The sequence below is a fragment of the Halobellus sp. genome, from assembly GCF_042218505.1.
Lineage (GTDB): Archaea > Halobacteriota > Halobacteria > Halobacteriales > Haloferacaceae > Haloquadratum.
Genome location: NZ_JBDGQZ010000054.1, coordinates 1 through 20,708, shown reverse-complemented (window position 1 = coordinate 20,708; position 20,708 = coordinate 1). Strand labels below are relative to the sequence as shown.

At 62.3% G+C, this 20,708-nt stretch carries 23 protein-coding genes; 4 read left to right on the top strand and 19 right to left on the bottom strand.

Translation table 11 applies throughout. The annotated features are described in order from the left end of the window. Positions 1-5 precede the first annotated feature (5 nt). From ABEI27_RS13865 to ABEI27_RS13815, 11 genes are all read right to left on the bottom strand, one after another. On the bottom strand, positions 6-695 hold the full coding sequence (locus tag ABEI27_RS13865; protein ID WP_375799998.1) for a TVP38/TMEM64 family protein: 690 nt from the start codon (positions 693-695) through the stop codon (positions 6-8). Then, positions 695-1,378, bottom strand: coding sequence for a CehA/McbA family metallohydrolase (locus ABEI27_RS13860; RefSeq protein ID WP_375799997.1), 684 nt, complete (start codon positions 1,376-1,378; stop codon positions 695-697). Before ABEI27_RS13860 ends, ABEI27_RS13865 begins: the two co-directional genes overlap by 1 nt. Further along, entirely contained in the window at positions 1,375-2,064 is a 690-nt protein-coding gene (locus ABEI27_RS13855) for a CDP-alcohol phosphatidyltransferase family protein (RefSeq protein WP_375799996.1), read from the bottom strand. The genes ABEI27_RS13860 and ABEI27_RS13855 overlap by 4 nt, the downstream gene beginning before the upstream one ends. Before the next feature lie 101 nt (positions 2,065-2,165). Further along, positions 2,166-2,639, bottom strand: coding sequence for a GNAT family N-acetyltransferase (locus ABEI27_RS13850; protein WP_375799995.1), 474 nt, complete (start codon positions 2,637-2,639; stop codon positions 2,166-2,168). A gap of 173 nt (positions 2,640-2,812) precedes the next feature. Beyond that, the gene (locus ABEI27_RS13845) at positions 2,813-3,541 is read right to left on the bottom strand and encodes a diphthine--ammonia ligase (protein ID WP_375799994.1); all 729 of its coding nucleotides are present in this window, start codon (positions 3,539-3,541) and stop codon (positions 2,813-2,815) included. Between the two features lie 61 nt (positions 3,542-3,602). Beyond that, the gene (locus ABEI27_RS13840) at positions 3,603-4,019 is read right to left on the bottom strand and encodes a hypothetical protein (protein WP_375799993.1); all 417 of its coding nucleotides are present in this window, start codon (positions 4,017-4,019) and stop codon (positions 3,603-3,605) included. 110 nt (positions 4,020-4,129) lie between these two features. Further along, the gene (locus ABEI27_RS13835) at positions 4,130-4,825 is read right to left on the bottom strand and encodes an HD domain-containing protein (RefSeq protein WP_375799992.1); all 696 of its coding nucleotides are present in this window, start codon (positions 4,823-4,825) and stop codon (positions 4,130-4,132) included. Between the two features lie 120 nt (positions 4,826-4,945). After that, the gene (locus tag ABEI27_RS13830; protein ID WP_375799991.1) at positions 4,946-7,282 is read right to left on the bottom strand and encodes a BGTF surface domain-containing protein; all 2,337 of its coding nucleotides are present in this window, start codon (positions 7,280-7,282) and stop codon (positions 4,946-4,948) included. A 2,186-nt stretch (positions 7,283-9,468) separates the two neighbouring features. Continuing rightward, positions 9,469-9,669: a hypothetical protein gene (locus ABEI27_RS13825; protein ID WP_375799990.1), complete on the bottom strand. Its 201-nt coding sequence runs from the start codon at positions 9,667-9,669 to the stop codon at positions 9,469-9,471. A 476-nt stretch (positions 9,670-10,145) separates the two neighbouring features. Beyond that, positions 10,146-10,619 carry a plastocyanin/azurin family copper-binding protein gene (locus tag ABEI27_RS13820; protein ID WP_375799989.1) on the bottom strand — a complete coding sequence of 158 codons (474 nt, stop codon included), beginning with the start codon at positions 10,617-10,619 and terminating at the stop codon, positions 10,146-10,148. 854 nt (positions 10,620-11,473) lie between these two features. Continuing rightward, the gene (locus ABEI27_RS13815; RefSeq protein ID WP_375799988.1) at positions 11,474-11,671 is read right to left on the bottom strand and encodes a hypothetical protein; all 198 of its coding nucleotides are present in this window, start codon (positions 11,669-11,671) and stop codon (positions 11,474-11,476) included. Positions 11,672-11,845: 174 nt separating this feature from the next. Here ABEI27_RS13815 and ABEI27_RS13810 point away from each other — a divergent pair, with 174 nt between their 5' ends. Next, positions 11,846-13,084, top strand: a complete 1,239-nt coding sequence (locus ABEI27_RS13810) for a tyrosine-type recombinase/integrase (RefSeq protein ID WP_375799987.1) — start codon at positions 11,846-11,848, stop codon at positions 13,082-13,084. Positions 13,085-13,133: 49 nt separating this feature from the next. Here ABEI27_RS13810 and ABEI27_RS13805 read toward each other — a convergent pair whose 3' ends face one another. The 8 genes from ABEI27_RS13805 to ABEI27_RS13770 all read right to left on the bottom strand — a co-directional run bounded on the left by ABEI27_RS13805 (position 13,134) and on the right by ABEI27_RS13770 (position 18,118). Further along, complete coding sequence (locus ABEI27_RS13805; protein WP_375799986.1) at positions 13,134-13,280, bottom strand: hypothetical protein; 147 nt, start codon at positions 13,278-13,280, stop codon at positions 13,134-13,136. 177 nt (positions 13,281-13,457) lie between these two features. After that, on the bottom strand, positions 13,458-15,740 hold the full coding sequence (locus ABEI27_RS13800) for a hypothetical protein (RefSeq protein ID WP_375799985.1): 2,283 nt from the start codon (positions 15,738-15,740) through the stop codon (positions 13,458-13,460). Beyond that, the gene (locus tag ABEI27_RS13795) at positions 15,740-16,048 is read right to left on the bottom strand and encodes a hypothetical protein (protein ID WP_375799984.1); all 309 of its coding nucleotides are present in this window, start codon (positions 16,046-16,048) and stop codon (positions 15,740-15,742) included. Before ABEI27_RS13795 ends, ABEI27_RS13800 begins: the two co-directional genes overlap by 1 nt. Beyond that, complete coding sequence (locus ABEI27_RS13790) at positions 16,041-16,358, bottom strand: NUMOD3 domain-containing DNA-binding protein (RefSeq protein ID WP_375799983.1); 318 nt, start codon at positions 16,356-16,358, stop codon at positions 16,041-16,043. Before ABEI27_RS13790 ends, ABEI27_RS13795 begins: the two co-directional genes overlap by 8 nt. Next, positions 16,348-16,518: a hypothetical protein gene (locus tag ABEI27_RS13785; RefSeq protein WP_375799982.1), complete on the bottom strand. Its 171-nt coding sequence runs from the start codon at positions 16,516-16,518 to the stop codon at positions 16,348-16,350. The genes ABEI27_RS13790 and ABEI27_RS13785 overlap by 11 nt, the downstream gene beginning before the upstream one ends. Continuing rightward, positions 16,508-16,696: a hypothetical protein gene (locus tag ABEI27_RS13780; RefSeq protein WP_375799981.1), complete on the bottom strand. Its 189-nt coding sequence runs from the start codon at positions 16,694-16,696 to the stop codon at positions 16,508-16,510. The genes ABEI27_RS13785 and ABEI27_RS13780 overlap by 11 nt, the downstream gene beginning before the upstream one ends. 277 nt (positions 16,697-16,973) lie before the next feature. After that, positions 16,974-17,279, bottom strand: a complete 306-nt coding sequence (locus tag ABEI27_RS13775) for a hypothetical protein (protein WP_375799980.1) — start codon at positions 17,277-17,279, stop codon at positions 16,974-16,976. 299 nt (positions 17,280-17,578) lie between these two features. Then, positions 17,579-18,118, bottom strand: coding sequence for a M48 family metallopeptidase (locus tag ABEI27_RS13770; RefSeq protein ID WP_375799979.1), 540 nt, complete (start codon positions 18,116-18,118; stop codon positions 17,579-17,581). A 230-nt stretch (positions 18,119-18,348) separates the two neighbouring features. Between ABEI27_RS13770 and ABEI27_RS13765 the strand changes: the two genes are divergently transcribed. From ABEI27_RS13765 to ABEI27_RS13755, 3 genes are all read left to right on the top strand, one after another. Further along, complete coding sequence (locus ABEI27_RS13765; RefSeq protein WP_375799978.1) at positions 18,349-19,179, top strand: hypothetical protein; 831 nt, start codon at positions 18,349-18,351, stop codon at positions 19,177-19,179. A gap of 2 nt (positions 19,180-19,181) precedes the next feature. Next, on the top strand, positions 19,182-19,607 hold the full coding sequence (locus ABEI27_RS13760; protein WP_375799977.1) for a hypothetical protein: 426 nt from the start codon (positions 19,182-19,184) through the stop codon (positions 19,605-19,607). 132 nt (positions 19,608-19,739) lie between these two features. Beyond that, the coding region (locus tag ABEI27_RS13755; RefSeq protein ID WP_375799976.1) for a hypothetical protein at positions 19,740-20,708 on the top strand (969 nt) is incomplete at its 3' end.

The window sequence follows — 20,708 nt, the reverse complement described above, 5'->3', positions numbered from 1 at the left end:
GGTCCCTACTCGTTTTCGAGCGCGACCAGCAGTTGTCGTCTGAAGCAGTATACGCCGGCAGACAACACACCCAGTGCGGTGACGATTGCGGCTGCCTGGAGAAGCGCGCCGTCGGCGACCCGGGTTCCGACGTAGGCGGCGAGCAGGAACGAGGGCGTCCGACCGACGAGCACGAGCGTCAGGAACCGCCGGGACTGGATGTCAGCGAGTCCAGCGACGAAGCAGAGCAGGTCGTCGGGAAACGTCGGCAACAGAAAGAGCGCGAACAACCCGAGGAGCCCCCCGCGCTCGAAGAACGCGTCCCACCGCTCCAGTGATTCGGCGGCGACCACGCGTTCGACGTAGGGCCGTCCGAACCGCCGGCTCGCGAAGAAGACGACGGCGCTTCCCGCTACGACGCCCAGCATACTGTAGACGGTGCCGCGTAGTCCGCCGAAGAGGAAGCCACCGATGCCGCCGAGCATCTGTCCCGGGACCGGCGCGAAGATCACCTGGACTGTCTGGAGGGCGACGAACGCCAGCGGTGCATACCGTCCCAGGCCCGCCAACTGCGTTTGGACCCACCCCGGATCGGTCACCGAGGGAGAGAGCATCTCGACGCCGAGCGCCGTGAGGACGAACGACCCGACGAGCAGGCCGAGACGAACCAGCGCGCTCCGTCGCGCCTCCGGAGAGGCGAAGACGTCGTCGGTCATCACATCAGCGCTGCTGTCCTGTGTCGTGCGTTCGAGAACAGTTTGCTGACGTACTGCCACGCGGAGGTGCGGCGACCGACGGCCGCCGTGCCGCCGTTCCGCATCGCGCGCAGGAGTGACGCTTCGGTGAGTTCCGTCCCCGCCGAGAGTGGAACTTCCGTGGCTGCGAGACCGACGTTCTCCGGCCGGTGGGCGTCGCTCCCGCCGAACATCTGATGACGGTGCCTGACGGCGAACCGTCGGGCCTGACTGTTCCGGATGTTCAACACGGTGTGAGCGTTGTGGACTTCGATGCCATCCACCGCGCGGATCGCATCGCCCCGTGCGCCGTGCCTGGATCGCTGAAACGGATGCGGCACGACCGCGAGGCCGCCCGCGTCCCGGACAGACTGGGCCGTGGCGGGGAGCGGTCGTCCCGGTTCGGGGGCGTCGTCGACGCCGATCGTTAGCAGGTGGCCATCGGCCGTCGAGACTTCGCATCCGACGACGGCGACAATATCGCGGCCCGCAGCGAGCGTCTTCGCGACGTGCGCGCCCTCGACCGTATCGTGATCGGTGACGACCACCGCGTCGAGGCCGACCCGTTCGGCAGTATCGAGTAACTGCTCGGGCGTGGTGTGGCCGTCGTACGACGCCACGGTGTGGAGGTGGGGATCCACCGTGACCGTCCGCCGACTGGTCATAGATAGCCCAGTTCGAGACACAGGGCGAGGCCGGCCGCGATCAACGCGCCGACGCCCGCGAAAATATGGCTCGCGTCCGTCTTGTACGCCTTGTAGTTCGAGATCATCAGGGGACACGCGGCCGCGATGACGACGCCCGCAAGCAGGCCTGACCAGCCGACGAACACCGCGAGCACGTAGTTCGCGACCACAAGGAGGTTCGTGTGGACGACGGTCGTGCCGTGGTAGTAACTCCGCGCTCCGTCTTCGCCGAACCCCTCCGCGTTGTGGCGGATGAGTCGTAACCCCCCGAACGCGAGCACGAGGAATCCGACGATCCACGTCGCGACGACGTGCGGCGAGAACGCCCGATAGAGGAGCGCCGCTGGAACGAGATACGCGAAGACGTCGATGAACGAGTCGACCCGACGGCCGAACGGCGAGGAGTTTCCCGTCCGGCGCGCGTACCAGCCGTCGGCCTTGTCCAAAAGGAAGGCCCCGAACATCGCGAGGAGCGCGAGGTTCGGCTCACCGCGGAGGAACAGTAGTGCAGAACCCCACGCCACGGACAGTGCGGAGAGACTGATGTAATCTGCGCCCGTCAGCGTCGCCGCGATGTTCGTTCGTTCGGCCGGTTCGAGCACGCGATCGGTGGCTTCGACCCGGGCTCTGACCTCCCGGAGTGTCTCTTTGACTCCCTGGCTCATCCTCGTCTGAACGGTCGCGCGCACCCTTTGTAAAAATACCCCGAGAATTATTTACTTAGTAGAATTCTATATATCTATGTATCTGTCGGGAGAACTTAGGGTCAGCCACGCCGACGATATGCAAACGGTCCGAATCTAATATAGACGTGTCTCTGTTCGGGCTCGAAGCCCTCGCGCTCGAACAGTCGTCGGGAGGGGACGTTGTCCCGAGCGACGAGCGCCGTCGCCCGTCGCGCTCCTCCATCGCTCGCCCACTGGCAGGCGTTCCTCAGCAGTGATCTCGCAACACCACGCTGTCGGTGGTCGGGATCGACAAATACGCGCCTGATGTACGCGCCGTCGAACTCACACTCCTGTTCGAGCGGCCCGATGCTGTGCGCCGCATTCAGTGAGCAGAAGAGGTATCCGATCGCCGCTTCGTCGTCGAACGCCGCAATAACAGCCTCGTCGTCGCGGAGTTCCCCGAGAGGTGCTCCGAGAGACGCGACTCGGTCAGGACTCGCTACTTCGACGGAGCACGCCGAATCTGACACGGTCCCACCGGCGAGTGGGAGTTCCACCGTATACGCCGTCATCAGTGTTGCCGTCACCCCGAGGGCCTGCAAACGATCGTAGATTGCCCGCCCGTATCGGTTCCGGGACAGTTTCCACACACTCAACACGAATAGAATATATACTAGAGAGAAAAATAAATACATTGGTACCGGAGGTAAACAGAGTCAGGAGAGAAGGTGATCGCCACAGGGGGTCAGGTGTCGCCGAGTCGCGCGTCCGTCACGTGGATGTGGCCCCGGGTGCCCTCCCAGACAGTCTCGTACGACAGTTCGATCGGCCGGCGCATATGCGGCCCATCGGTCACGAGCGTCTCGAACTCGCCACCCTCGCCGAGGACGTGGACGCCGTACTCTTGATTGAGACGCTGTAAGTCCGAGAACGCGTCAGCGTCGAGCGTTCGACCGAGCCACGATTCGTCTAGGCCGCCCGCAGCGACCTGCACGATCCGGATATCGAAGCCCGCATCGAGCATCTCGTGGCCGAGCTCGACCGGATCGCGTTGCCACAACGGCGCGAACAGGTCGATACCGAGACGGTCGCACATCGCCTGGATGCGCGAGGTCTGAAACTCGCTCTCGACGGCCCCGGCGGTGACGCCGGTGAGCCCATCCGACAGTTCGGTCTGAAGTGTTGATAACGCTGCTTCCAGGGGTTCGATCTCCCGGTCGCCCTGTGTGCTCGCGTCGTCGGCGTCGGCCGCACCGAGGTCGTCGGGTTCGACCTCGACGAGGTCGATGTCGATGCTCTCGGCCGCGAGCCCGGTCAATCTGGTCTCGGGGACGTGATACATATACGATTCCTCGCCGGGGTGGACGGTGAGTAGTCGCGACACGCTTAGCCCTCTCTCGAGCGCGCGGTACAGTGCCCACGAGGAGTCTTTGCCGCCCGAAAAGAGGCTGACCCAGCTGCCGGAGTCGGTCATTGTCCGTCGTAGGTCGCCGGCGTACAAACGAGCACCGATCGGGTAGCCGTGATCGCCCCGATCAGGCTTCGGTATCGTCTCCGCTTTCGTCGGACTCGTGATCGCCGGCTGCGGGATCGGATCCGTCGGCATCCGCGCCAGACGGGGCGTCATCCGTGTCAGATTCATCTGCACCTGTGCCGAATTCGACTGCACCGGACGTTCCCCCACTCGTCACCCCGGCCTCGCTCGTCTGAGTCTGATCGACTTCGTTCCGCGTCTCGACCGCAACGGCGAGTCGCTCCACTGCCTCGACCATCCGGAACACAGCGAGGACGAGCAGATACGCGATGTAGATCCCGACGGCGACCCCGACGAGCGCGAACCACAGGAGGATCTGTCCGGCGACGACGAGACTGTATACGAACGTGAGAAGCAACACGGCAGCGATGCCGATCTGTTCGTTTTTCGAGAGGTCTGGAGGGAACGAGGCGGACACGCTACGCACGTTTTCGGGCGGACAGGTAAGCGTGTCGTCAGTCGGATCGTCTCAAGCGCGGCCGGAGGGGGTCGACACCTCAGGACCGACCTGTCACGCGACCCGGCGCACTACAGTTCCGGTTCCTCAGGTTCGTGGTTCATCTGCGTGACTTCACTTTCGAGCCACTCGCGGAACCACTTGACGCGCTTGAGTCGCTTGTGTGCGATGCTCTCGGCGGCGTCGGAATCGACCCGCTCGGTGGCGTCGCGGCCGCGCTCTAGCACCCGCTCGATCATCTCGGCGGCGTCCATATGCGTCCGCGACTCGTAACCCATCCGCAGCAGCATCAACGCCGTGCCGTTCGCGCCGACCTTGTCGAGGATGTCGGCCTCGATGAGACTCTGGGTTTCCAGTGAGACGTCCGACAGCGGTCCCTGATACGAGTGGTCGGCCACTACCTGACACACTTGTTCGACGAACGACTGCGGGAAGTCGCCGTGGGTCTGGAGGTACTCGCGGGCGACGCGGGCACCCTCCTCGGCGTGGACTTCCTGATCGGCTTCGAGTTTCGAGATGTCGTGGAACAGCGCGGCGACCCGGACGACGTCCGTATTTGCGCCTTCGCGCTCGGCGATGCGCGTAGCGAGTTCGACCACGTTCAGGATGTGGTTGAACCGGTAATCGGCGCTGTGCCAGGGATACCACCGCATTCGTCCGCCGTCCTCTTCGCTTTCTACGCTGGCGGCGAGGTAGTCGCGGACGAACCGCTTCATCTCCTCGAACTCCTCGTCGCTGACTGTCGATTCCTTGATCTCAACGCCCACGGAACCACCTCCGTTCCGGTCTGGGTGGGCCCGCGACGTTCGCGTCCGCGTTCAGATTCATTACCGAATAGAACGGTTCATCGGTTCTTAGGCGTTACGACGGCCGATTGAATCTAACCGTCACCCTCGCCGGGAGATGATGAAGAGGCCGACGAGCAGTAGGCCGCCCATCGTAACGAGCCCATCAAAGCCCCAGAGCCGACTGCGAAGCGTCTCCTCGTCTGCGTCGTCGACGAAGCGCCCGATCATTCCGCCGACGAACTCCCGGGTCGAGTCGACGACAGAGTCGTCTTCCGGGGCAACCGTCGCTGTCGCAGTAGGCGACTGATCGACCGTGGGTTCGCGCGCTTCGCCGGATGCGCTCCCGCCACTCCCCGATGCGTCACTGCTGCCGCCCCCGTTCCCCTGGCTCGGGCCGGACGTCGCGCGCGACGTCGTGGCCGCCGTGGTGCTGATCACGCGAATCTCCCCACCGACACTCAGTTCGTTCGCCTCGGGCACGGCACCGACGACCGACTGCAGCACGAACTCGTCACCGACCTCACGATCCCTGAAATCAACACGCGCCTGCCAGGTCCCGTCGGTGGCGACTGTCGCTGTCGCGGTCTGCAGATACGCCGTCGTGTTCTCGTTCGCAGGTCGAATCCTGAGGTCAAGCGTCGTTCCCGGTGCGACGTTCGTCGTCCCGCGGATCGACTGGTTTGGGCCGACTGTAACCACTACCGGGTCTTCGGTCGCCTGGACCGTCCCGTCGACGAGCGCGTAGTCGGCGCTCGCAGTCCGCGCACTCGACTCCAGGCCCGTGAACGGCCCGCGCTCGTGAATCGTGACGTTCGCAAGGAACGAGTCGCCGGCTGTCGGGACGGTCCCGTCAGTCGTCCGGACCGCACGATCACCCGAAGCGGCGACCTCCGGGGGACCCCCCAGCGAGTACGACACGAGGTACGTGTCGTTGTCGGGGTCGGCAACGACACTCGCAGTGGTTTCGTTTATATCGAGCTGTGAGGCCTCGCGGTTCACAACCTCCTCCTGCTGCGAAACGTCGAGGGTGTAACGGCCGCTGGTCTGGTTGCCTGCCAGCGCGAAGAACGCCTCAGTTGAACTCCCCGGTTGGCGGACGAATGCCCCCGCGAGACCAGGGGCCACGATCCGGTGGACGATCACGTCCCCCGCAGCGATTTCGGTTGCCGGGGTGAGCCGTCCGGCCGAAGTCTCTGCCACGACATCGTCGACTGTCGTCAGTCTCAGCTCCGCGGGTGCGACCCAGTTCGTGACCGTCCGCACGCCGGGTTTGTCAAGCACTAGCGTCCCGACGGCCGTCGCATCGTCACCGGCCACCGCCCCGGGGCGGACCGACAGCGGATATTCGCCGGGAGCGGGCACACCGGTCACCGCGTTCCGATCGTCGATGTCGGCCGCGACGACCGCGTCTGAGACGTTGCCGCCCGAGACAGTCTCGAAGACGTCGCCGCCATCGGTGGGCAGCGAGGTCCGTCCGGCGACGGCCGCAGTGTTGAACCGCAAGCGGACCGTTCCGTCGTGGTTCTCGTCGACGACGGTCGCATTCGCCCGGAATCCGGCAACGTCGCTGCCGACGGTGACCGTTGCCTGGTCTGCGTACTGTAGACCGACGGTGACCTCCGCGACGTCGCCTGCGTGATTGCTCACCACTGTCGATCCGAAGCCGGCGGACTTCAACGCCGCGTCGACGACGGTAACCGGTCGGGACGCGGCACGGACGTCGGTCGCACTGTCGGTCACGGTGACAGTGTAGTTATCGGGTCCCGCAGCGGTGAGGTTGGTTGGCCCGAACCGGAACGCCGTCTCCCCGTTCCCCGCCAGCGTGCGATTCCGCGCTGCGAGGGCCCGTCCATCCTCGGCCACGAGGGCGACCCTCACTGTCCGATCGGCGGTATTGGCCTCGATCGTTCCTTCGATCGATCCATCGGTCGCCACGGATCGGTCCTCGACGACGACGTCCAGATCGAGCGACCGGAGGGTGACTCCCGTCCGACTGTCGAGGCTCCCGTCGTCGAGTCGCGTTTCAATCGCGTACGCCCCGCTCCAGTTCCGCGCCGCCGTGTCGAAGGCGAAGACCTGGCTCCCGGCACCCGTCTCGCCGGCGAAGACGAACGCGCCACTCCCGTTCTCGACCTCGAAGGACTGATCGACGTCGTTGGATCCGTCGGCCGTAATAAACGCGAACGTCGTCTCCTCGTACACGTTGACCTCCCCCTCGCCCTCGACGACGGTCGCATCCGTCGCTTGCACGTCGAAGGTCCCCGGCCTGATCGTCTCAGTGTCGATTGAGTCGTTCACTGCATCAATGGCGACTGAGACGGACGCCCCTGAATCGAGCGGGGTCGGGGAACTGAGCAGGACCTGGCCGCCGGCCGAACCGTCCGCGTCGAGCACGTATCGGTCGGTCACGTCTACGCCATCGATAGTGACCGTCACGTTCTCACTGCGGGTTAATCCGCCGGCTTCGCCGCCCGCCTTCGAGACGCCCTCGCTGAACGGGATTTCGATGACGCTCTCGCTGTGAGTGAACGTCGTACCGCCCAGACTGCCGATGGCGAATTCGGTTGCGGGGCTGCGGGTGAGGGGATTTGGGTCGGATTCTGGTGATTCCTTTCCTATATCGACCTTCGCAGATGCTATTATATTCGAACTTTGACTCTCATCGTAATAGGTCGAATTTAGATTGTCTGTATCTGATATGTGGAGTGTTCCGATTGAGTCAGTCGTGTCAATTGAAATTGTTCCGGTGAACTTTGATCCAGAGCTATGACTGAGAAGAACCGTTTCAGCAGATTTGTACGTAATTGTATCATCTGAATCGGAATCCGAGACTAATTCCAAATTTACAGTCCCGTTTGGATTACGGGAAACTCCTGAGAGAACGCCAGATCCATCTCCATTATTTGTATATATAATGTCATCAGTGGTTATTCTATTATCTCCATTTAGATCTATCACCGATTGATCTGTTACAGTAGACTTTGTCCTATCTGAAACATCTTCGTCCATTACATCTCTTTGCGATTCAGTATCTGACTCCACGTCGACGACGTACGATTCACCGGTCGGCAGATCGGCGTCGTCGACGGTGATGGTGACTGTATCGCCGTCGGTGTACGTCGAGGAGTCGAGTGCGATCGCCCCCGGATCAGCGACGGCCGTCCCGGCGAATGCCGCCGTGCCGCCGAAGAGGCTGATCAGAAGTACCAATACGAATGCCGTTGCTCGAAACCGACTCGTAAGACCTATCATACAAAAGCTGTGGGGCCGCAGTCACCGCACGCGCCATCGGATCGTCCCGTCGGACCGCGCGTCGGCACCACCGGATGTCCGTCGCGTCGGCTTGTCGAGAGACCGGATCGTCGCTAGTCGGGACTCGGCGGCGAATCGGTCGACGACCAGAGTCCCTTCGATTGCGCATCCGTCTACTGTTGTGTCCCGTTCGCTCCATCCCAGAAATCCTATAAGTAACCTTCTTTTCGAAGCCAAAAGTGTTAATTCAATATTTATAGTACAAAAACAATATTCCAGTCGGTTACCCTGTGATCGACGGCCGTTTTCAGGACCTGTCAGTCGGACTTGTGTGTCAGGTGTCTCCTTGCTATAGTAGCGTTTGCAAGTCTTTGCTCACTCGATCGCACGACTGCGTGCGATCGGCTGTGTAATCAGTTGCAAACGCTACTGTAGCGCGCATAATGCGGTCGGATCGAGGGAACAATCGAACTGTCTACGGGATCCGAGTAGCCCGGGGCAGAACCACCAGCCACGGTTTGCGATCAAAGCTATGACTCCCCCGTCTGTACGGGGCACATGTCGTGTATAATACTAATGGCTTGGTCGAAGGGTGGATCTCTACGCCTTACAGCGACCCAACGCGCCCGGATTACGTTGAGCCCCGATGATCTCGTCCCGACGGCTACTATCCCTTCAGCCGTTATCTCGTCACCGGCCTGTCTGTTCCACGCCAGAGTCGGTAGAACTGATTTCAAGCCACCGACTGTTGATCATCGACCTCATCCTCACATCCGCATCTGGATTGCAGTCGACTTCTGTATCTGACTCCATACAACCATTTTGCTCATTAAAGAAGTACAGTCTCACTGGTTTACCAAGGCGATTACGAGAGCAACTGAATAATAGTGTATCTAAGTTATATTTGTTACATCCCCGATCTCTTATTGGGGACTTCCGAACGGCCTCCGGGGGGCACGCTGTAGTGCGGTCCAATCTCGCCCCGTGTCGAGCGAATCGTGCTTCAGATGTAGTAATCCGTCTACGACACCCCTGGACGCTCCTGTACTCAGGCCGTCGGACCCTCGTCAGGTTCGAGTCGGGCCCAATTCGCACTACTAATCAGAGGGTACGCCGAGTCACTGGAGCCACCAGAGAGTGCGGCGCGGAATAGATCGAACGCATTCAGGCCGCCTTCGTCCGTTCGAACCGGATCACTTCTACCCAGTACGACGTGGGAACAGATCTCTCCTGTGCCCATATTTGTATCCAAAATAGGAACGCTGTACGGACGGAGTGCGATGATCGATAGAACTCTGACCAGTTCACAGGGATCTTTCAGCGGGACTCAACGTCGACTCGACAGCACACGTGAACGACAGCGGAGCAGTTCACACCTCGAATCCGTTCCGCCTGAGTGCCTCGGCCAGTTCACCGTCGGGATCAGCCGAAAACTCGACCAGCGACGACTCCGGTCTCGTCGTCGTATACAGTTCCGAGTCGATATTGTCCGGGATCTCGTTCGCGTGTGTCTTGTCCACAACTGCAACTGATATCTTTGGCTTCGTACTCGTCTCCGTTGACTCGCTCATCGAGTGGAAATACGGGAGAGCGACATTTGGCCCTTGGCATTCGAAATGTGGAATGTGCTTTCCGACGAGAGCCTTTGGCAGAGGAAGCCACGATAACCCCAGAATACGCGTGCAACCCATACATCGGTAGATATCGTTTCCGACACAAGAACGTCGAGATATGTTGATGCATTCGAGGATACCAGCCTTGCATCAGCAGTTCAGTATCATCCCAGTCCAGTTTCCGCTGCGTTCGGTTGGCACCCGGGATTTTTGATACGAACGCCAGTCCTCACGCGCCGGAACTCCGAGCCCTCCGAAACACCCGAAACAAAAATACGAATAAAGTTTTTACGAAAAAAACCACTGATATTGGATTATGGCTCCAGCCAGCCTCTTGGAGACAGTGGACGGGATCGACGGCCTCGAGATCCCAGCCGAAAACGTCGATCGGGAACTGCTCGGTACAGAGCGTCTATCACTCACAGACTATGGAGTCAGTAGGGTCCTTCGTCGCTCCCGCCCCCACCGCCACCATCGGCACAGGGGAGACTCTTGTCGAGCGTCGCGCCCCCGACGAGGACGGCACCGCACATCGTGCTCTTGCCGTGAATGGCGCAGTAATACTCGTAGACGCCTTTCTCTTCGAAGGTGCGAGTGACGCTCCCTCCGCCTGAGACTTCCTTGTCGAAACTCCACGACTTCGCTGTGTCGTGGAACTGAGCGGCAGTGACAGTGTGGGGGACCCCGTCGTTGTTGACCCACTTAACAGTCGCGCCCGCGTCAACCTCGGCTCTCAGCGTCTGGAACGTCGTATCTTTCATCGAAATCGCCGGACTGGCGCCCCCTTGCGCCGCTGTCACCGATCCAGCCGGGGTCGTTCCTTGCTCGCCACTGCCCCCACTACCACCAGTACACCCCGCTACGAACAGTGTGGCCGCGGCCACGGTGAAAAATTTTCGGCGATTCATACGTGTATATAACCGCTCTATACAGAAAAATACCAGGCCAGTATGATATGATTCTCCAGATAAACGCTGATTCGTCTAAGAGACGCTGAAACGGGCGACGACTGCTCACTGAATGTTCACCCGATTTGACTCATCAGAAATTAATTATCCCGAGACGAAAGCCTACAGTAGTTCGACTGCAAGTAATTGTACTCCTTATTGTCAGCAGAGCGAATATTCTCGCTCGTCCTTCTAAACGTCGAGAATATGATTCACAGAGCGCGGAACTCGGGATTGCAATCGAGGACGCGCGCGCCGAAGAAGCAACAGGGGATTTCTCAGCAGACCTCGTAACCAGCAAAATGAATGCTGGTGAGGCGATCGCCATCGAGAACCAAGATGAGAAGATGGACTACGACGACCTGTGCGTGCTGTTGACCTCTTCAATTGGGAAAGACGCCGGAGGACGTGAAGTTCCTCGCTATCAAGCCACGTGTAGTGAGCACTGAAGACTCTGAGAAGCGAGGGTTCGAGTCAGATGTTGAATTCGAGCCGAACGACTGGGAGCGAAACTCATCTGCTGAGAAGCCATACACGGAGGTCGAAAGAGACCAAAGGAACGCTTCAGTGACTTGCGCAGGGCGCGTGCTGAACGGCGACCGAGTTGGGACAAACTACGATCGGGCCACGCGGATGGAACTGCACCGAATACGCGCGGCTGAAGGTCTAAATCGGGGACTACAGACACAAGGCGAATAGTCCCGGGCGGCGTTCGACGTTCGATGTTCGAATCTTGACCCTTCGGTGTTTCCTAGAAGCAGTTTGGTTGTTTTGGGCTGCGTCGAGTCGGTGACCGGCTGTTGGCCGATCCTTACTTATCCGTTGCTCATCTTTTCTTTTGCCGCTTGAGAGGCCAACGGGGCATCGTGGTACTCTTCATACTCCTTGGGGAACTCGAATCGCCCGGTACAGTTGTCACTTCGCAGATGGGACTCCGTGATCTGGCCGTATTTTTTCCCGCACTCTCGACAGACGACTTCTTCATAGGTATCCTCTTTCTTGTTAGCATCCATAGTTACGCTCCTCCGGTCTTGTGAGTGGTACAAACGACTGAGGAGCGCTGATGCTTAACTTGTCTCCCCGCTGAGAAGCGGTACAGCCGCAGAAACCCCTTTTCGTCCCTACTTTTTTCACGAGTTGCCGAGATCGTAAGCAATGCACTTTCGTGATTCTAACGTTTGTTTGTTATGTCAACAATCGAAGATATACACGGCTTCGACGACCAGTTCACGAACCAGCTCCAACGGCTCGAAGAGGCGGACATCCCCGACGACGACCGGAACGCGATCCAGTCCTTCATCCGGAACCAGGACGTCCAGCGCGGCCTAGCAGCGAGTACGCTCGTGAACAACCTCAGCCACCTCCGGCTCAGCGCCGAGCGCTCCGACACGCCGCTGACTGAGATGGGCCGCGAGGACGTCGACGGGCTGTTGTTCCAGTACAAGCACGACCGAGGTTACTCCGAGGGTACGCTTCGGAACTACCGCAAGGCGTTTCGGAAATTCTTCCGCTTCCTCGACCGCGAGTGGGCGGAGGACATCGAGATCGGCGCCGTTCCGGAGCGCGAGGTCGACACCGACAAGGTGCTCTCGAAGGAGAACCTGACAGCGCTCCGGGACGCGGCGCGGAACCCCCGCGACAAGGCGCTCATAGAGATGCTCGTCGACACCGGCCTCCGGATCGGGGCCCTCGGGACGCTTCGGGTCGGGGACGTTGAGATCGGGAACCGGGCTGGTGTCGTAACGCTCAACGAGGAAGCGTCGGGTCGGAAGGGTGCGAGCGGCAAGCTCCCGCTCACCTACAGCAAGCCCTACGTCGCAAACTGGCTCGATGTCCACCCGCGGGCCGACGAGCCCGAAGCCCCGCTGTTCCACACGTTCAAGCGGGAAGACGATGACCAGTACGGCGACGGCTCGCTCACGTACTACCAGCTGCAGCGGCGCCTCAAGCGTCTCGCCGACGACGCCGGCGTCGACCGCGAGAAAGTGAACCCACATAATTTCAGAAAGACGGCGATAACGCGCTGGATCCGGCAGGGCTTCTCCGAGCAGGAGATCAAGCACCGCGCGACGTGGGTGAAGGACAGCCGGCAGTTCGAGACCTACTCGCAGGTGACCGACGAGGAGATGAACCAGCAGATCCTGGCGAAGATGGGACTCGCCGACGAGGACGACGACCACGCGCCCGAGCTCACCAAGTGCCCCCAGTGCCAGAGCGCTCTGCAGGACGACCCGCAGTTCTGTCCCGGCTGCGGTCTGGCGCTCAACCAGCGCGCCGCGATCACCCTCGACGAGGCGGAGGACGACCTGTTCGACGACATCGCCGAGTCGGACGACGAGCGGGAGAAGGAGATGCTGCGGGACCTCCGCGGGCTTCTCAAGGAGCACCCCGACAAGCTGGCCGACGCCTTGGCCGCGCAAGAGTGAGCGGTCTAGGCGCCGTTCGGTCCGGGCCGGGAGCTGGCAGCCTCTGGCGTTACTCCTCGCGTTCGTGCGCTTCAACCATCTTCGAGAGGACGGAGTCGAAGGTCTCTCCGCCGCGCTTCTTCTCCCGGACCAGTTCCCGACACTCCTGGCTCACCGCTATGCGCGCCTCCGTCGCGGAGCTTTCGTCTGTGTCCATACTTCCCACCGTTGGACCCCGGTGCGAGAACGCCGCAGGATCCCGTACGGCTCCTACCCGCGCGCGTGGTGCTACGCGCACGCCCCCGAGAAGCAGCGGGACAGCCCAAGTTCACCCTCCGAGTGCTCGCCTTTTTTTAATTCCTAAAGACGCGTCTTCGGAGGGTGAACTTCGGCGCTACCCCGACCCGGCGCTCTCGAGGAGTCGGAGTCGGTCTCCGGAATATTCCACGCGACCCTCATCAATGGCAGTCTTGAGACCCTCTTTGGCGTCTTCTTCACTCATTTCGTCGTAGGCTCGCTGGAAGCTGCTGAGGTACTGGTTGGGTGTCGGCGACTTCGAATCGGCCCCCACGAGGTGCTCCACGGTCTTCCTGGCACGGTTGGCGCGGACCTGGGTCTCCCAGGGTTCTTTCAGCTCCTCGAACCGCCTCACCAGTTCCCCGGCGAAGCCCGGGCTCTCCGCGCTCGCCCGCTCGTAGCCGAACCCGGCCAGCTCCAACAGCTCCCCGCGGTCGAACACGAGGTTCGTCGCGCCCTGGCGGAAGCGGCCCCCAGCCTGAATCGTCCCGGCGACGGCGCTTTGGGCGAGGAGCCGCCAGGACTCCTCCAGCGCGTCCTCGGGGTTGCCGTGGTCGGCCCGAACCATATCCCAGAAGTCCAGCAGCCGGCACGCGGTTTCGCCGGGCGACTGCACCTGTATTCCGCACAGGACCGCGTCGATCTCCTCCTGCTCGAAGTCCTTGCTGCCAACAGCAGCCCTCGAGTGTGGGACCAGCCCGTTCACACCACGGGTTCCCCCCGATCCGTCCGGAATTGACAGAGTCCGCACGGGAATCCCGTCCCACTTCGCTTCGTTTTTCGTGTTCACGGGTACGGCCGCGAGTTTCGCGCCCGTCGCCTTTTGAGTCTCCTCGATGAGTTCGCGGAACCAGGGAGTGCTCGGATCCACCGCGTCCTTGCCGTGGTACCCCGACTCTTCGTCTCCCTTGGTCCGCAGGCGCAGCGGCATAGCGACGAGCGTGTGTCTCGTCGAGCGGAGCTCGCTCGGGTCCCGCGCCGGGTCGGAGGCCTCGTTATGCGTCGCGGAGAACCCGATCAGCGTCTCCGCCTCCGTCAACTCCCGGAGCAGGTCGAGAGGCCGCGGTGCCGGCCTCGATTGTTCGCGGTCTCCTCCAGCGAAGACCCTTCTTCCCTCGTAGGCACCGCTTAGGTGGGTGTCAAGCAGCCCGCCCCACCTCTGTTTAATCGCTGGCTCCGTCCCCCGTTTCTCCCAGACCTCGTACAGGCGGTCCAGCGTCGCACACAGCCGGTCGCCGCCCACGAGTCGGAAATAGGCCTTGTCCACGGAGCCACTTTTTGCGTCGTGGCGCACGCGCACGAAATCTCTGTTGCCCGCGCGCCACTGCTTCAACTCGGAGAAGAACTCGCGGACCACCCCCAGCGATCGGTAAGCCTCCGTGGCCTCTCTCGCTGTGTCCCAGCTTCCGCTGTCCGTCCTTGACTGCAGGGCGTCTCCGACGTCGTCTAGAGTCTTGAACCCCACATCCACCAACTCCGTCCGCGCGTCGAACAGATCAGACGGATTGTAGTCCTCGCTGTCCGCCCACTCGGAGAAGACGTCGCGGAGGCCCAGCAGGTCCCGCTTTGCCCGCTTGTGGTCCTTGTTGGATGTCCGGATGGTGCCAGCGGTGTGCTCCATCGCGTCCAGCAGTTCCTCGATGTCGACCGGACTCTTGACTCGCTCCGTGTCGGCAGAGACGGTGTGCGCCTCGTCGAGCAGAACGACGTCCGCGTCGTCGAACCGGTCTCCCCCAGCGTTGCTGAACGCCTTCTCCACGGTCGCCACGCGGACGGCGTCTCCGGCGTCCTTGTACTCGTCGAGCCCTCTCAGCAGGTAGAACGGGCAGATGTGGCGCTCAAGCGCCTCCGACAGCTCCTGTGCAGTCCCCAAGTCAACCTGCAGGGGCCGGTCTCCGTACCACAGCCGATACCTCGAGATCGCGTCTTTCGCGATGCGCCCGAGGTCTTCCTCGTCAGGGTACCACTTGCACCCGTTGTTCGAGCAGACGCCCTCATCGACGTAGCTGACCTCCTTTTGCCACTCGTCCCACGCACAGAGGTCCTGCCGGGCTGGCTTTTCGATGTAGGGGACGCCGTGCTCTCCGAGTCGGCGGGCGATCTCCTCTCTGTTTCCCCTCTGCGGGACGAGGATCAGCACTGACTCGCCGCGATCTTGGAGGGTCTTCGCGGCGAACGTGAGGAGCCAGCTCTTCATCGAGGAGATTTCTCCCTGGACAGCGACCTGCCGGGTGTCCTCGGAAGCGTGGTGGTCCAGCAGCCGGTTTACCGAGTCTCCGAACGCTCCCCGCATACGACGGCCAGCGTCTCCGGCCTCCGGGTCGGGGAGGTCCTCCGGCTCCTCGTGGACGACCCTGGCGGCGCTCTGGCGCGGAGACATCAGTCCGCTTCCCCCGCGGCCTGTGCCAGCCCGTTCAACGAGGCGAGTACGACGTTCGCCGCGCAGACCTCGTCGTATCCTCCGGGCCGACCCGCCTCCTCGTAGCGCTCCATCGCGGCCGCCAGCTCGCGCGCCACCGGCCCGGGGAGCGACGAGATGTCGTCTTCGGGGCCTCGGAGCACGACCTCGCAGTGACGGAGCTCGTCGAGGAAAATCCCGACGCGGTCGTGCTCTCGCCAACCCCGACGTATCGCGTTCTTAATGAGTTCCTGGAAACGAAGCCACTCCGGGGAGGGGCCGCTATGCATCGTCTCCATCCGTCATACTTTCGGAGATCCGCCGTATCGTCTCCTCGCTGTGCTTGTAGCCCTCCTCGCGTCCGGGCTGCCGTTCGGGCGCTTCTGGATAAATCGGCGCGTCAGGGTGCTCTTCGATGTACGCGTCCAGCGTTTTGCCGTGGGTACCGAGATGCTGCTCCGTGATCTGCCCGAAGGCCGCCGCGCACTCCCGACAGACGACCTCGTCGTCGTCCGCCTCTTCGAGAGCCGCCTGCAGCTCGTCCTCGCCGAGCTCTGTCTCGAGGCCCTTCCAGAAGCCGTCGTCCTCGTCAGCGCTCATCGTCTTCCTCCCGTTCCCAGCCCTCCGGGTCGGCAGCGCCCAATGCCCACTCGGTAAGCCACGACGCGGGCCTGCCGGAGTCGGCGTGCGGCTCGGCGACGTCCCGGTGCCGGTCGAGGAACTCGTCGATGTCCTCCGGCGGCTCGCGCTCAGCTGCCATCCCCGTCCACCTCCTCGGGACTGGCAGCTGCTTCCGCGTCGGGGTCGAACCCGCGGGCTAATTTGCGGATGCGCTCGTCGAATGTCTCGCCCCCTTGCTTGAGTCGGCGGATCTTGTCTTTCGTCTCCTCCCTGCAGTACAGGAAGGCTGGATTGTCGCGTACCGGGGTTCGTTCCATCTCTGTTGACCTCGTTCGTTATGTTGTGGACCGCCGTTCGAGGGGCCCCGACACGGAGCGATCTTCGGGCCCCTCGCTGGCTCTCGCTTGCCCGCCGTTGGGCTCTCTCCTCGGACGAAGCCGAAGGGTCGGATCGGCTACGCTGTAGAAGCGCGGGCCTCGCGTTGCCTCGGAGAGACCGTCGCTCACGCCCCCTCGCGGTTGCGGACTCCCCAAGTTCACCCTCCGAAAACGCGTCTTTATGAAATTAAAAAAGGCGAGCACCCGGAGGGTGAACTTACTCCCTCCAGGCGTCGAGCCCGAGCTGCACCGACCCGTCGTCTCCCCCTTCTCCGTAGGCGCGCCGGCTGCGCCTGCTCACCGGCGAGACGTAGTCTGCTTTCAGGTCTTCGAGGTCGCCGCACTCGATGCGCCTCTCGATCTCCGAACGGGTCCACTCCGGGTCGACCCCGCGCTCTTCGGCTTGCCTCTGCACCTCGGTCACCGTTGCGCCGACCGTGCGCGTCTCGTCGCCGTGCTCGATGAGCTCCCAGACGATCCGCTTCGGGTCGTCCCGGCGCCCGAACTCGTCGTTCCGGCTCACGGCAGCCACCCCACCCCCCGGTGGCAGGCGGGGCAGCCCTCCCGGAGTTTCGGGTCGGTGGCGGTGAGCCCGCAGTTCTCGCACCGCCAGAAGAACTCGATCTCTCCCGACTCGCAGGTCCGCTTGTGCGGCCCTGTCACCCGCGGGTCGTCGTCGTGCGCTCTCAAGAGCTGTGCACCTCTCGTCGTATGGCGTTTGTTATCGCCATAAACGACAGTCTGTGCCCATATCCGAGGGCCCCCAATCCCCTCGGAGTACGGCGGTTTTCAGGAGCTCTGGTCTTCGGAGGCCCCCGGCGGTCAGACTGTTAGGGTGTTACCGTTCACCCGGAGCCAGTCGCGCCTGTCCTCGTAGTCGGGGACGAGGGCTCCGACCGTGTTCCAGAACGAGTCGGAGTGGTCCTCGTGTACTGTGTGGGCTAGCTCGTGTGCCAAGACGTAGTCTTGGATACGCACCGGAGCGCGAACCAGCCGCCAGTTGAGCCGGACAGTCCCGTCGTCGTACTCTCCCCACCGGCCGTCGATCTCGCCGACCTCAACGGGTGTGTCTTCGGTCCCCAGCTTCGACTCGAAACGCGACGCCCGCTCCGGGAGCTCCTCCTCCGCACGCCTGAAGAACCAGTCTACGACAGCCTGCCGCTTCCGGCGAACGCTCACCTTGTCCGCCTCCGCGTCGAGACTGTGAACGCGGAGCGTGAACGTCTGCTCGTCGAACGACAGCTCATCAAATTTCGCCCCGTACTTGACCTCGTCCACAATCGAGACGGGTTCGTCGTTCAGCACCTCGATGCCTTGCGAGGTGATGTGGGCCTGGATGGGCTCCGGCCTCTCTCTCTCCACGTCTTTGAGGCTTTGGAGAACTACTCCGAAGACTTATCCACTGGCCAATGCGGGCCACGCCAAGGCTACACTGACTGCACCCCGTCGCACTACACAACGAACTTTATTCTCCCGTACACTCTATATCAAGTGATGGCTGCTACTTTCCCGTTGAACGGTCGCCTCCGTCTATTTTCATTAACAGAGTTCTGTTCTCCTGTTTTAATTTCCAGAACATCTGGTGATATACTGTGATTGCCAATGAAGAGAGCTCCCACGACGAGCCACTCATCCTCCACTGCTTCGCGGACTACGGTGTAGAAAGCGAGATCCTGTCGTGGTACGGGAACGTCGTTAGGGTCGGTATCGAACCGCTGGACACGAATGAAAGCGAGCCGGTACAGGCGGACGCCCACGTCCTCGGCGACGACAAGGACTGGGACATCCCGTTCAAGGACGACGTGACATTTGACCTCGGCGTGTTCCACCCGGTATGCTCCAAGTGGGCCGCGACGACGAGCATCTCCGGCGATCCCGACGATCACACAAATATGATCCCGAGCGCGCGCTCAATCGCCGAGCGGCACTGCAACCACTACGTGATTGAGAACGTCCCACAGGCGCCGCTCAAGGACCCGATCGTCCTTGACGGCCGGATGTTCGGTCTCCCGATTAAATACGAACGGGCCTTTGAGACGAACTTCGACGTGCCACAACCCCCGCGGTATCAAAGGTTCTGGAGCAAGGAGGGCGACACCGATACCGCGGAGACGTCCTCGTTCTTCTTCACCGAACGGTCGCGGAAGTGGTGGGCGTCGGTGAAGAGCGTCCCGCAACGCGACTACCCGAAGCAGCACCTCGCAAAGAACACGATCCCCGGGCAGTACATCCACCACGTCTGCAGGGCGTGGCTGGCGGTGTATGAGGAGGACAACGGCATCGACTACTCGGACTACGACCAGCGGATGGAGACGCAGCGGCGGCGCGAGGCCAATCGGTCGCTGTCGGACTACGCGTCCGGGTCTGACGGCCCCGGCGACGAGGAGCTTGAGGGCACGCTCCCCTCGTCACAGGAGGACTGACGGTGGCCTACTTCTGGCTGAACCAGCGCGAGGACTACCAGGGCTACGGCGACGTCAAGGGCGAGGTGTACAACTACCGGAGCAACGTCCCCGGGCACCGGAAGCTGTCCGCGGGCGACAGGTTCGTGTACTACCGGCCCGGGGAGTACGTCATCTTCGGTGGCGGCAGGATCGGGGAGATCGAGACCGAGACGGCCGACGCCGACCAGGAGGGTGGCTGCCTCACCGAGTACTACGCCCACGTCGACGAGTACCGCGAGGTGGATCCCCCGGTCCCGGTCCGCGAAATCAAGGACGAGATCTCCTTTCTGAAGGACCGGGACGGGTTGCGGGGCGTCCCGCAGAACAGCATCTACGAGATCGATCGCGCGGATTTCGAGGCCATCGTGGCCGCAGCCGGGATAGAGGACCTGCTCTCCGGCGAGTAACGCCGGCGTACGGCCGCCGCGCATCGTCGATGACTGCGTAGCGACGGTAGCCGCGGCCAACTGCGTCATACACATACCCCGAACGGACTCCCACATACTCCGAGGGAATTTGTACGGACTCCCGGAACGCTTATGGTCAACGCCCCGATACGGGTGAATTATGAGGGGTGGACCGTGAAACTCGTGGTCGATATCCCGGATGCCCTCGTAGGCCGGATCAAGCAAGTGGTCGACGACGATGGATACGAGAATCCGCAGGAGTTCGTGACGACAGCCATCGAGAACCAGCTGGAGCTGGAAGAGTCCGACGTGGAAGGGTTCAAGACGCTCGACGAGGCCGTCGCCGAGTTCGACGCCGGAGCACCCGAGACCTCCGACGAACCGGACCAGGAGATCGAGCCCGATGACGTCGGGACCGACGGCCTCGGCCAGCGGGAGTACGACACCGTGCCCACGGTGACGCCGCCGGACGAGGACCGGCTACCGACCGGCCCGCTGTGGGGGCAGTACAACAAGATCTTCCCCGCGAAGCTCGTCGTCCGGCGGCTGGCCAACGTCATCCACGAACAGAACGAGGACGGGACGTCCACGCCGCAGGACGGCATCCGGTGGATCGATCTCGACCAGTTCCGGAAGGAGACCGGGGAACTGGCCCGGAACTACGGGCTCCAGATCAAGGAGTACGACGAGGAGCACTCCCGCGGACGCGGGGAGAAGCTGTCGGCCGGCCTCCCGACGGGCGAAGACACCGAGAAGTCGGTCGGCCGGTTCCAGACGCACTTCGTCGGACGGGCGAAGCAGGACGGGTCGCTCGCCGGCGCCGCGCCCTCGCTCCTGCTCGTCGACATCACCGACGAGGACGTCAGCCGCGTCGGCATCACCGAGGCCGGGCTGGCGTTCGCGGAGCTGTACAACCCGCTTCTCGACATAGGGCCGGACGCCGACGAACCGCTGTCCGCGGACGAGCGGGACTTCTACATGGACCACGTGCGGGAGGAGCTCCCCGCCGAGCACGAGGCGATGGTGACCGCGGCGGCCGCCATCGCCGACGGACACGACCGGCCGGACGAACTCACCGACCGGATCGCCCGGCTCCAGGAG

What these genes read in the sequence shown, in the direction of transcription:
- ABEI27_RS13865 (WP_375799998.1), bottom strand. Translation starts at nt 695, where the DNA reads ATGACCGACGACGTCTTCGCCTCTCCGGAGGCGCGACGGAGCGCGCTG.
- ABEI27_RS13860 (WP_375799997.1), bottom strand. Translation starts at nt 1,378, where the DNA reads ATGACCAGTCGGCGGACGGTCACGGTGGATCCCCACCTCCACACCGTG.
- ABEI27_RS13855 (WP_375799996.1), bottom strand. Translation starts at nt 2,064, where the DNA reads ATGAGCCAGGGAGTCAAAGAGACACTCCGGGAGGTCAGAGCCCGGGTC.
- ABEI27_RS13850 (WP_375799995.1), bottom strand. Translation starts at nt 2,639, where the DNA reads ATGACGGCGTATACGGTGGAACTCCCACTCGCCGGTGGGACCGTGTCA.
- ABEI27_RS13845 (WP_375799994.1), bottom strand. Translation starts at nt 3,541, where the DNA reads ATGACCGACTCCGGCAGCTGGGTCAGCCTCTTTTCGGGCGGCAAAGAC.
- ABEI27_RS13825 (WP_375799990.1), bottom strand. Translation starts at nt 9,669, where the DNA reads ATGAGCGAGTCAACGGAGACGAGTACGAAGCCAAAGATATCAGTTGCA.
- ABEI27_RS13820 (WP_375799989.1), bottom strand. Translation starts at nt 10,619, where the DNA reads ATGAATCGCCGAAAATTTTTCACCGTGGCCGCGGCCACACTGTTCGTA.
- ABEI27_RS13815 (WP_375799988.1), bottom strand. Translation starts at nt 11,671, where the DNA reads ATGGATGCTAACAAGAAAGAGGATACCTATGAAGAAGTCGTCTGTCGA.
- ABEI27_RS13810 (WP_375799987.1), top strand. Translation starts at nt 11,846, where the DNA reads ATGTCAACAATCGAAGATATACACGGCTTCGACGACCAGTTCACGAAC.
- ABEI27_RS13805 (WP_375799986.1), bottom strand. Translation starts at nt 13,280, where the DNA reads ATGGACACAGACGAAAGCTCCGCGACGGAGGCGCGCATAGCGGTGAGC.
- ABEI27_RS13800 (WP_375799985.1), bottom strand. Translation starts at nt 15,740, where the DNA reads ATGTCTCCGCGCCAGAGCGCCGCCAGGGTCGTCCACGAGGAGCCGGAG.
- ABEI27_RS13795 (WP_375799984.1), bottom strand. Translation starts at nt 16,048, where the DNA reads ATGCATAGCGGCCCCTCCCCGGAGTGGCTTCGTTTCCAGGAACTCATT.
- ABEI27_RS13790 (WP_375799983.1), bottom strand. Translation starts at nt 16,358, where the DNA reads ATGAGCGCTGACGAGGACGACGGCTTCTGGAAGGGCCTCGAGACAGAG.
- ABEI27_RS13785 (WP_375799982.1), bottom strand. Translation starts at nt 16,518, where the DNA reads ATGGCAGCTGAGCGCGAGCCGCCGGAGGACATCGACGAGTTCCTCGAC.
- ABEI27_RS13780 (WP_375799981.1), bottom strand. Translation starts at nt 16,696, where the DNA reads ATGGAACGAACCCCGGTACGCGACAATCCAGCCTTCCTGTACTGCAGG.